Annotated in this window: 5 protein-coding genes and 4 pseudogenes; 3 read left to right on the forward strand and 6 right to left on the reverse strand. The window is 56.6% G+C overall.

Going from position 1 to position 9,512, the window contains the following annotated elements:
- Window positions 1-5: 5 nt before the first annotated feature.
- The 3 genes from RCH10_RS21150 to RCH10_RS21160 are packed head-to-tail and all read right to left on the reverse strand — an operon-like array spanning window position 6 to window position 4,429.
- Window positions 6-902 carry a glycosyltransferase family 2 protein gene (locus tag RCH10_RS21150; protein WP_409053914.1) on the reverse strand — a complete coding sequence of 299 codons (897 nt, stop codon included), beginning with the start codon at window positions 900-902 and terminating at the stop codon, window positions 6-8.
- An 11-nt stretch (window positions 903-913) separates the two neighbouring features.
- On the reverse strand, window positions 914-2,134 hold the full coding sequence (locus RCH10_RS21155; RefSeq protein WP_409053915.1) for a glycosyltransferase: 1,221 nt from the start codon (window positions 2,132-2,134) through the stop codon (window positions 914-916).
- A 12-nt stretch (window positions 2,135-2,146) separates the two neighbouring features.
- Window positions 2,147-4,429, reverse strand: a complete 2,283-nt coding sequence (locus tag RCH10_RS21160) for a polysaccharide biosynthesis tyrosine autokinase (RefSeq protein WP_409053916.1) — start codon at window positions 4,427-4,429, stop codon at window positions 2,147-2,149.
- Between the two features lie 812 nt (window positions 4,430-5,241).
- Between RCH10_RS21160 and RCH10_RS21165 the strand changes: the two genes are divergently transcribed.
- The 3 genes and pseudogenes from RCH10_RS21165 to RCH10_RS21175 form a co-directional block, all read left to right on the forward strand.
- Entirely contained in the window at window positions 5,242-5,763 is a 522-nt protein-coding gene (locus tag RCH10_RS21165; protein ID WP_409053917.1) for a hypothetical protein, read from the forward strand.
- Between the two features lie 63 nt (window positions 5,764-5,826).
- Window positions 5,827-7,629, forward strand: coding sequence for an IS1634 family transposase (locus RCH10_RS21170; RefSeq protein ID WP_409053918.1), 1,803 nt, complete (start codon window positions 5,827-5,829; stop codon window positions 7,627-7,629).
- Window positions 7,630-7,779: 150 nt separating this feature from the next.
- A pseudogene (locus tag RCH10_RS21175) lies at window positions 7,780-7,983 on the forward strand (IS5/IS1182 family transposase); the annotation flags it as partial.
- 113 nt (window positions 7,984-8,096) lie between these two features.
- Here RCH10_RS21175 and RCH10_RS21180 read toward each other — a convergent pair.
- The 3 pseudogenes from RCH10_RS21180 to RCH10_RS21190 all read right to left on the reverse strand — a co-directional run.
- A pseudogene (locus RCH10_RS21180) lies at window positions 8,097-8,458 on the reverse strand (IS3 family transposase); the annotation flags it as partial.
- 68 nt (window positions 8,459-8,526) lie between these two features.
- Window positions 8,527-8,640: pseudogene (locus tag RCH10_RS21185) on the reverse strand (CsbD family protein); the annotation flags it as partial.
- Window positions 8,641-8,697: 57 nt separating this feature from the next.
- Window positions 8,698-8,916 (reverse strand): annotated as a pseudogene (locus RCH10_RS21190) (BON domain-containing protein); the annotation flags it as partial.
- Window positions 8,917-9,512 lie beyond the last annotated feature (596 nt).

Below are 9,512 nucleotides of genomic sequence, written 5' to 3' on the forward strand. Positions count from 1 at the left end.
GGTCTTCAGCTAATTTCCAAGATTCTCCGCGGATGGAGTCGGCCTCTAAACAAATCGCTGACAGCGACTAGGTTTCCTTTAAGCCGACCCCGACGATCAACCCAGGGTTCCGGGTTCACGCAACGCGCCAGATTGGCAGTCACATTGCGACCCATTTGAGAGAAAGCGCGTGACCACGCGAACGTTCCCTTTTTTGCCATATATATGGGATTGGCTATCTGCGAGTAGCCAAAGCGCACTCCTGAGGTTCGGCCGCGCTTGGTGGCCAAGTGCACACCTCTAAGCGATCGGCTCTGTCCTATGGCACCCTTGGAAGACATTGATCTTGAAAAATCAACGTCTTCCAGCCATGAATAGAGCGGTAGATTCTCGTCGAACGCCGCGCTCGAATCTCGAATAATTGATGCGCGAAATGCCATATTGCAACCGTAGACGTTGTAAATGGTATCTGGTGTGAGATCAGTGCATTCACTGTGTGAACTCAAAATTCTCAGCGCTTCATCGTGCTCTATACCAGGGCCCAAAGCCCCATCCACGATGACTACCCCTGTCATTGCTACAAAATCTGGCGAGGCCGAAAAACAGCTGATTGTCTTTTCTAGAAAATCTACCGCTGGATAAAAGTCATCGTCAAAAAAGACAACTAGATCATCGTGGGAGATTTTCTTAAGTATCAGGTTTCGCTGAGCACAAAGTCCGCGCGCACCGCGTACGACTTCGATTGGATAGGGCAACTTCGAGATGATCGATTCATCGAAATCGTGATCTGTGGCGGGGCAAATAATTACGCGGTCAGGAAGTTTGCGTTGCAGAGTCAATTGCCAGAGCATTTTGTCGAGTACATCTCGCCGGCCGGCAGTAGCGATGCCGACAACAATATGCTCGCTGGCATTGGCTCTCATTCGCAAAAACGTCAATGTTGGAGAACGACAGGTGCGAAACAAGAGATTGCGATATCTTCTTCAGGGGTGCTGATGCCTAAAGCGAGACGCGTGAGCAACACATGGCGCGAGCCAAAATCTTTGATCATTAAGCCGGCATTTGTCAGATGGGATCGCCTTGCAATTTGAAGGTCGCGGTCCTGGCCAACCACTGCAGCGGCCCGAATGGCAGTCGCCAAGCCGATCGCATCGCCCGGCTCTACATAATGAGCCGTGCCCCCAAGGTAATCTTCAATACCGCCAGTACGGGTTAGCACCACAGGACGGCCAGCGTTGATGCCTTCCATTGCCACGGTAATTCCGGAAGCGTGCAGGTTGCCTAGGAGCGGAACCGCAACGACATCTGCGGCATCGTAGGCGGCTATGAGATCCTTGATGCCGACAGCGCTGCGCACGACGAAGTTTGGAACGTCAGCGGATACCAACCGACTTGCCCGTCGACGCTTAGAGAGCACGACGATCTCTATATCCGAATTGTCGCGGGCGACTTTCTTTAGTGTGTCCCAGTCTCTATGCCGGTCGTTCCCCGGTGCAACCACTCGCAACCTGCCGTCAGGCCGAGGTTGCGAAACTGGTACCTCGAATGTCGGCTCGATACCAAAGGGAACTTTGATGACTGAGCGCCCCAGCACTTCGGTACCAAGTTTCGAGTTCAATGCGCTGTGAGTTGTCGCTACGGTCACCTCTTCGAACAGCCAATGATGGAAGCGTTTGCGCAAAGGGCTCCATTTCGACCATTTGTCCCATAGCCAAACACTCTGTCCAACGAGCGGAATCCGCTTCATCAGGTGTAACTTCATCAGCAAGGCGTCTGCAAGATACTCACCCTCCGTGTGGGTCCATATGACATCGGCCGAGTCGGCACATCTGCGATTGCGAAATGCGTGTATCAGATCGAAGCCAAACAAAAACTTGAAACCGCGACGAAGCAAGGACACCGCCTTTGGCTCTGGAGCATCGGCAGAATAATTGAGGTTGACCCAAGTCTGAGCCCAGTGATACCCATACGGTTGTTCCTCAAACACAATGCCTTTTTGGTACGCCTTCGCCCATGTGTCCGGACCGCGTCCGTAGTCAAGATGGACATAGGCCGACGGACGGTTAGACGTCTTAATGGCAGTTAAATCTCGATCGGTTCCTGGTACATTTATCCGTCCAATGTGACCGTCGCCCTTAGTGGCCGTCGTACTCATATTTACGAGCCTCTAAAGAATTTTCGGATTAGATTGGACGGCATACTGGTGCGCAGCATGTTGGTAGATCCGGTGGCTATAGCCGTAGTCTCCGTTATACCTTCGGTTGAAGTTCATTCCATTGAACAACACACCATTGATCGGCGTGCCGGCCTGGGCGAGTCGGCGCACGCTTTCATTCAACTCCTCCAATTTAGTTTTATCGGCTCGAGCCACGAGTAACACTACACCGCAAGCAGGCGCCACAGCGGCCGCGTCAGCTGCTACCAACACTGGAGCAGTGTCTATGACCAAATGATCATAGCGTGATGAGAGCATATCCAAGGCAAGAATGAAGGCCTTAGACTCCAGCATGTCGGCGGGCATGCGGGGCAGCTGTCCGGTAGTCAATACGTCGAGGTTGGGGCGAACCTGGGCGTGAATTGATTCTTGCATTCTGAGCTTCCCTGACAGCAATTCTGACAAGCCACCTTCTTGTTTAAGACCAAATATTCCACGCGGCTCACGTTTTCGAAGGTCTGCGTTGATCAACAGCACTCGCTTGCCAGTCTGCGCTAGCAAAAGCGCAAAATTACTGGCAATAAAGCTCTTGCCTATTCCCGGTGTTGCACCGGTAACGAGAATTCGGTTATTCGACGCTTCGGCCATCGCGATTTTGAGGCTGACGCGTAGCCCCCTCAATGTTTCGACCGGGTAGCTGTGAGGGTAAATGTCTGCCAACAAATTATTTGCCGTGGCTTTATTGTCGCCTTGGTCCAAAAGAGTTTGCTCGGGGCTATGGGGAACAACGGCATACACTTCCAATCCGGTGTGAAGTTCGATGTCTTTTGGACTATGAACGCCGGGCCTCGAACGCGTACGGATCAGAGCAATAGCAGGTCCTACCAAAATTCCCAACATTAATGCGAAAGTCAATACCAGAATCTTCTGCGGCTTGACCGGTACTTTGGATACGGCGGCTTTGTCGAGTAGCCGTACATTGCCGATTTTTCCTTCTTTCAGCAATCGCATTTGCAATGCATTGTTTTGCATAGATTGATAGAGTGCACTGTTAACGCGCACTTCACGTTCAAGTCGCAATGCATCGCGTTGGATATTCGGCATTCCTGCAATGCGCGTGTTGATGGAGCCTAGTTCGCTTTGTACTGCACCGATTTGTTTGTCTAACGTTTGAACCTTGCTGCTCTGGTCTGAAAACGTTGGCTCCGCTTCACGGCGCTTTTGTTGCAGGTCTAAAAGACTGCTCTGCAAATCGGCTGTCTTTTTAAGCCAGACTTTTGCTTCTTCATCGAACGCGATCGTTCCGTTCTGATTTCGAAAGCGCGCGAACGCGTCTTCCGAAGTCTTGAGCTGATTTTCAAACGTCGGGAGTTGCGCATCGAGAAATGCGAGCGTTTTTTCGGCTTCGGCGGATTTGCGCGCCATGTTCTGTCGCACGTATTGATCGCCAATCGCATCGAGCACACGTGCCAGACGCAGACGGTTGCTATCTTCGAGACTGACGCCAATCACATTCGACTGCCGACCCTGCTCCACCAGCTGCAAACGCCCCTGCAACTGCTCGATGGCGCGATCACGTGACGACACGAAGACGGTGAACTTGGCACCGGGTCTGCCTGCCAGCTGGCTCAGTTGAATATCGAGAACGCCGTCGGACAAGGTGTAGCGCAGGGGCTGCCCGAGCACGCCGTTGAGCGGGGCTTCGAGCATTTCATGGCGCACTGTGTAGCGGCCTCCGCCTTGTGTGGTGACGATGAAAGGGCCGGTGTCCTCCAGCGAGGGAGGCACATTGAAGCGAGTCACATCGATGCGCTCGGCTCCGGTCACATAGCCGCCAAGAATGGGCATCGAAAGACCCACATCGTGGCGCGCGAGCCATGCGCCCACTATGGGCAGATATCGCGGCTGAGCGCTCACTTGCAGGTCTGCCTGATCGGCTGCCGCATTGAGCACCATGCGAGAACCAAGAACCTGAAGTTCGCCGGTGAGCGGCGTCTTGACCTCGAACAGCCCGGTGGTCTCGTTCAAAAAGCTTTTGCTGTCCGGCGCAGAGTCTTCAATCTGGATCAGGAGGTTGGCGCGGTAGATCGGAGTGGCCAGCGTCACATAGACCAGGCCCACGAGCAGAGCGAATGCAACGACTCCGCTGATCAGCCATTTGTGGTCGAACAGGATGTCGCTGTAAGCCGAAAGGCGCGGCGCGTCATCCGCGTCGACCATCATCATGGCCTCGCCGGAGCCGGCTAGCGCGCGCTGGCGAGCATCTGGCGTGGAACTGATAGAAGGGCGGCTCATGCTGGATTGGGAAGGCTCAAACGAAAGGTAAATGCCGGCAGGAAACTTGCCGGTACGGGGCCTGCGCAGCCAGGACTGCTGGTCACCAAGATCGGTGCCATGTCAGTGGCCTAGGGCAGCGGAGGATCTAAGGGTGCGCCCCATGGAGGTTTTGAAAGTCATAGCGTAGTGATTCCGGAGAAACGACGCCACAGCGGCGCAAGATCTATGCTCGATAAAAATTTAAGTTTACATTTTGTGCTGAACGTAAACCAAAGTGTTTCGTTTGCCCAACGTCCACTAGTCGATAGTTTTGCGAATTCCTTGACTCGCGTCGCACGGGAACCATCAGTGCGCTGGTCGCGCATCGACACCCGCCGTTCTCGCTGCCGGCAGGGCGGTGGCAAATCCCAAGGACCTTGGCGTCCGCGTGGGGTACGCGAGCAACACCCACGCCGACGACATTGACCACCCGGGTGCGAAGGGGCGAGTGCCCCTTGCAGATCACTCCTCCACTGCAGTACCAAAGTGGTAATTGTCTTTAAATGATATGCAAAGAAAAGTATTCATGCCATTTGAATATTCTGGCGGGCATCGCATGCCAAAACGGGCGAGATTGCTAATCCTCAATCAAATTGACACAACTGCAAAAAATATCACGGTGCAGAATGCCCTTTGCTAAACCGGATTAGGTTGACGGCCACAACTTAAGTTCGCAGTTGACAATGATTCGGTTGGCATTGAAATTGCGCTCGGTAAATAAATAAAAAGCCAGAGACAGCCCTAATACTTATGGGTACGGCCCCTTTTTAATTGGTCTCTGGGAGAGTCTTATGTTGTCGACGTTTGCTATTGGCTTACAGGAAACGCGCCTTTTGGCGTTAGGAAAATTTAATCCGTTATTGGGTTTGGCCCTGAGAACTGGAGACCTGGCTGTATTTGTAGGAAGCGGACTACTGGCATTTGCTCTGCGGTTCGGCCACTCCGAAATGGGCACCGATTACGTGCATGCGGTGACACGCGGTGTGTTGTTCGCGGTCATCGTCTTCAACGGCAGCTCGCTGTACCGAAGCTGGCGTGGACGCACCATCGCCGCGGAGCTTTTCAAGCTCGGCACGCTGTGGCCATTGATGTTCTGCTTGATGGCCGTGTATGCGCTGGCCACGAGAGACGGGCAAGACACATCACGGCTGTGGTGGGGCTCCTGGTTTGGACTCAGCGTCGGTGGTGCACTGCTCTTGCGCGTGGCGGTGAATTCGGCAGTGCGCTCCCGAGTTCGACAGTTAATCGCTGGCTGGGTGCTTCGACTCCAATATAAACAACGACTTAGCGCTCGATTTTCGATATTTTGGTAATGGCACGTTGTTCTATTTTCTATCCATTTCCATATTGGTAGTGTGATCGATTAGAGTAGTGGCGTGTTCATCAAAGTCACCCGCTCCGGCCCGCGCCAATACGTCCAACTCGTCGAAGCCTATCGCGACGATTCCGGACGCCCCAAGCAGCGCACCGTGGCCACCCTGGGTCGACTCGACCAGATGGACAGCGGCCTCGAGTCCGTCATCTCCGGCCTGCTGCGTGTCACCGGTCAGCCCGTTGGCTCGCCTGCTACTTCACCCGCTACATCACGCGCTGTCTCACGCAGGCTGAGCGGCGCGTCTGGTGCTGCAGCGCAACCAGTCGTGCACTTCGAATCGGCACGCGACTTCGGCGACGTCTGGGCTCTCACGCAGCTGTGGAATTCGCTCGGCTTCGATCGTCTGCGAACGCTGTTCCGGCGCACCCGCCACACCATCGACGTCGAGGCCCTGATCCGCGTGATGGTGCTCAACCGCCTGTGCGATCCGGACTCCAAACTCGGCGTGCTGCGCTGGGTCGAGACCGTCAGCCTGCCCGGCATCATGTGCGAGTCGATCAACCACCAGCACTTGCTGCGTGCCATGGACGCGCTGGTCGACAGCCACGAGGAAGTCGAGGCGGTGCTCGCCGGCTTGCTGCGCCCGCTGGTCGATCAGGATCTGGCCATCGTGTTCTACGACATGACCACCATCCGTGCCAGCGGCCTGTCGCAGCAGGAAGGCGACTTGCGCCACTTCGGCATGGCCAAGGAAGGGCTCATCGCCCGCCAGGTCATGCTCGGCGTGGTGCAGACCGCCCATTGCCTGCCGCTGTACCACGAGGTGTTCGATGGCAACACGGCCGAGGTGACCACGCTCAAGCCCATCATCGAGAAGATCGTGCAGCGCTTGCCCGTCAAGCGCGTCATTGCCGTGGCCGATCGCGGGCTGCTCTCGAGCGACAACCTGGCAGATTTGCAGGCCATCACTTTGCCAGGTGGGGGTCAGCTGGAATTCATCCTGGCCGTGCCAGGTCGACGTTATGCGGACTTCATCGATCTACTGGGTCCACTGCATGCGGCGCAGTGCGCCGATGCGCCGTCCGAGGTGGTCACCGAGACGCGCTGGAACGACTTGCGCCTGGTGGTTGCACACGATCCGCAGGTTGCGTTGGAGGCCGGTGCCAAGCGCGACCGGCGCATCGAGGCACTGGAGCAGCAGGCCGCGCAATGGACGGGCAAGCTCGATGCGCAGGACAGCGCAAAGGACAGCCGGAAAGACAGCAAAAACAACAGCGATCAGGCCCGCGTCAAAAAGGTTCGCGGCCGCAAGCTGTCTGACGGCGGTGCACGGGCGCGCTTCTATCGCGAGGTGTGCGAGGCCCATCTGGCACGCATCGTCAAGGTCGACCTCAAGAGTGAGCTGTTCAGCTACGGCATCGATGAGCGCGCCCTGGCGTACGCCCGTCTGATGGACGGCAAGCTGCTGCTGGTGACCAATGTCGCCGACCTCGCGCCTGAGGATGTGGTGCGGCGATACAAGTCACTGGCCGACATCGAACGAGGGTTTCGAGTCCTGAAATCGGAGATTGAGATCGGACCCATTTATCACCGGCTGCCCGGACGCATCCGGGCGCACGCGGCAATCTGCTTCATGGCGCTGATCCTGTACCGGGTGATGCGCACCCGCCTGCACGCAAGTGACACGGCGCTATCACCCGAGCGGGCATTGGCACAACTGCGCCGCATTCAGCATCACCGCATCACTCTGAACGACAGCCAGCCGGTGGCCGGACTGTCGTCGGTCACCACACAACATGCCGCCATCCTGGCGGCACTGGACATCCCAAAACCCAATCTCGATACCCAACTGACCCTGTTGTAGTGGAGCGTTTGATGCGCGGCCCTATATGGATCAACACGTTACGCGTTTAACTGTCGAACTCGGGTGGCCTGGGTGCTGGCCTCCCGAGTTCGACAGTTAAGGATGGTCTGCATAAGTCCACCGCAACATCTGCTTGAACGTTGACCACAGATGAGTCAAATCAGCCTTGGCACCAGTGGGTTCGAGCTCTCCACCAAGAGGACACGCAAGCGCGAATTCCTCGATGAGATGAACGTCGTGGTGCCGTGGGCCGAGTTGGTCGGACTGATCCAGCCCCATGCACCCGCAGGTAAGACGGGTCGGCCACCCTTTGCCGTAGAGACGCTGCTGCGCATCCACTTCATGCAGCAATGGTGTTGCGGCCGGTCGTGAATTGAACCACATGCCGGGCATTTCGTTGACCCATGGGCCGGCATTGGTAATCATTGCCAGCATTGGGTTCGGGAGGTGACGGTATGGGTCAGCCCAACGTCGGCATCTGGGTCAGATATGAGCCGGCGCCAACAGGCCCGAGCCTCTTCCGGCGATGCCAGTGCGGCTGTGCAACTCGCTCGCCACGTCTCCAGCTCGCTCGGGTACACCCCGTGCTCGCGGCACCATGCGCTCCTGGCGGCGTCGGCCATCGCCGCCGTCGTGATCACCGCCTCAAGCCGGGCGCGCGCAGTCCATGCCCGCCCTCGGGCGGGCATGGACTGCGCATCCTCGCGCCAGCGCTCCAGTGTCCCCGCTCCAATGCCGACCTCCCGCGCAACCAGTTCCAGCGCCGCGCTCTCCGGCGGCAGCAACCTTGCTATGATCGGTCCTTGAATACTTGTCCGTATCGAGCCACTCTCATCCTTCATCGCCGCCCCCGGGTTCTTGGTTCTATGCGAGCGACAACTATTCTGACGCGAGGGGCTGGCCACGGCGGCCGGCGATCACGTCTAGATCGTCATCCGTGAGCTTGCCCCATTGTTCCTTGGCCTTGCCGGTGACTTGTTTCCAGTTGCCTTGAATACGATCCCAGTTCATAAGGTTCTCCTTCGCTGTTGCATTGATCAATTGCCAGCTCGCGCCTGCGTGTAAGGCTCAAGGGCGCACGGCAATCTCGTTCTTGACCGCGTTCACGCCGCGCGCGATGCTCTCGGCCGCGGACCTCTCTGCGGCGTTCTTGGCGAAGCCGGAAAGCATGACGGTGCCGTTGAGCGTCTCCACCCTGATGCTGGATGCGTCGACGGCTTTGTTCTCGACATAACGACCCTTGATCGCCGTGGTGATGCCTGCGTCGTCGACATAGCAGGCTGCTGAAATACTGTTCACGGATGGAAAATATGGCCTAGACAGGGGTACTCGAGCCCTTGGCTGTGTCGAAAAAACGGCTCACAGCCCGTTCTACGCCGTTGATAACTTATCGCTGTGCACCCGCGGGCGGTATTTCAGCAGCCTGATAGGCGCCCACGGACTCCTGCCCCCGTGTGACCGCGCAGCCCGATGCAGTGAGCAATGCCACGGTTGCGATAGTGGCAGCGATAGTGGTGCGAATGATCATTCTGAATATCCATTAGAAATTGGTACGTAGCCCCTTGATCATTTAAGCATCGGGGGCTGCGATCGGCGCATCCGCACATCCGCACATCCGCAATACTTGACGCCGCGCAACATCTCGCTCGACCGGCGACCAGTTGTGTTGAATTCGATCGTCATTCGCGATATTGATCCACATCAAGCGCCACCCATGGCGCGACCGTTACAACGATATTGCCTGGAAGAGAGCTGGCCCCGTTGATCTGAACAGATTCCGAAGATTTATAAGTGGATCCTGCGGTGTCAGGCTGCCTCGGCCGAAGGCCGTGGCAGCGAGTCGAAGTACACCACATCGGGTGTGCGGGCCTGCAGGCTCGAAT

Source organism: Variovorax sp. GrIS 2.14 (assembly GCF_046115955.1).
GTDB lineage: Bacteria > Pseudomonadota > Gammaproteobacteria > Burkholderiales > Burkholderiaceae_C > Variovorax.

What these genes read in the sequence shown, in the direction of transcription:
- RCH10_RS21150 (WP_409053914.1), bottom strand. Translation starts at nt 902, where the DNA reads ATGAGAGCCAATGCCAGCGAGCATATTGTTGTCGGCATCGCTACTGCC.
- RCH10_RS21155 (WP_409053915.1), bottom strand. Translation starts at nt 2,134, where the DNA reads ATGAGTACGACGGCCACTAAGGGCGACGGTCACATTGGACGGATAAAT.
- RCH10_RS21160 (WP_409053916.1), bottom strand. Translation starts at nt 4,429, where the DNA reads ATGAGCCGCCCTTCTATCAGTTCCACGCCAGATGCTCGCCAGCGCGCG.
- RCH10_RS21165 (WP_409053917.1), top strand. Translation starts at nt 5,242, where the DNA reads ATGTTGTCGACGTTTGCTATTGGCTTACAGGAAACGCGCCTTTTGGCG.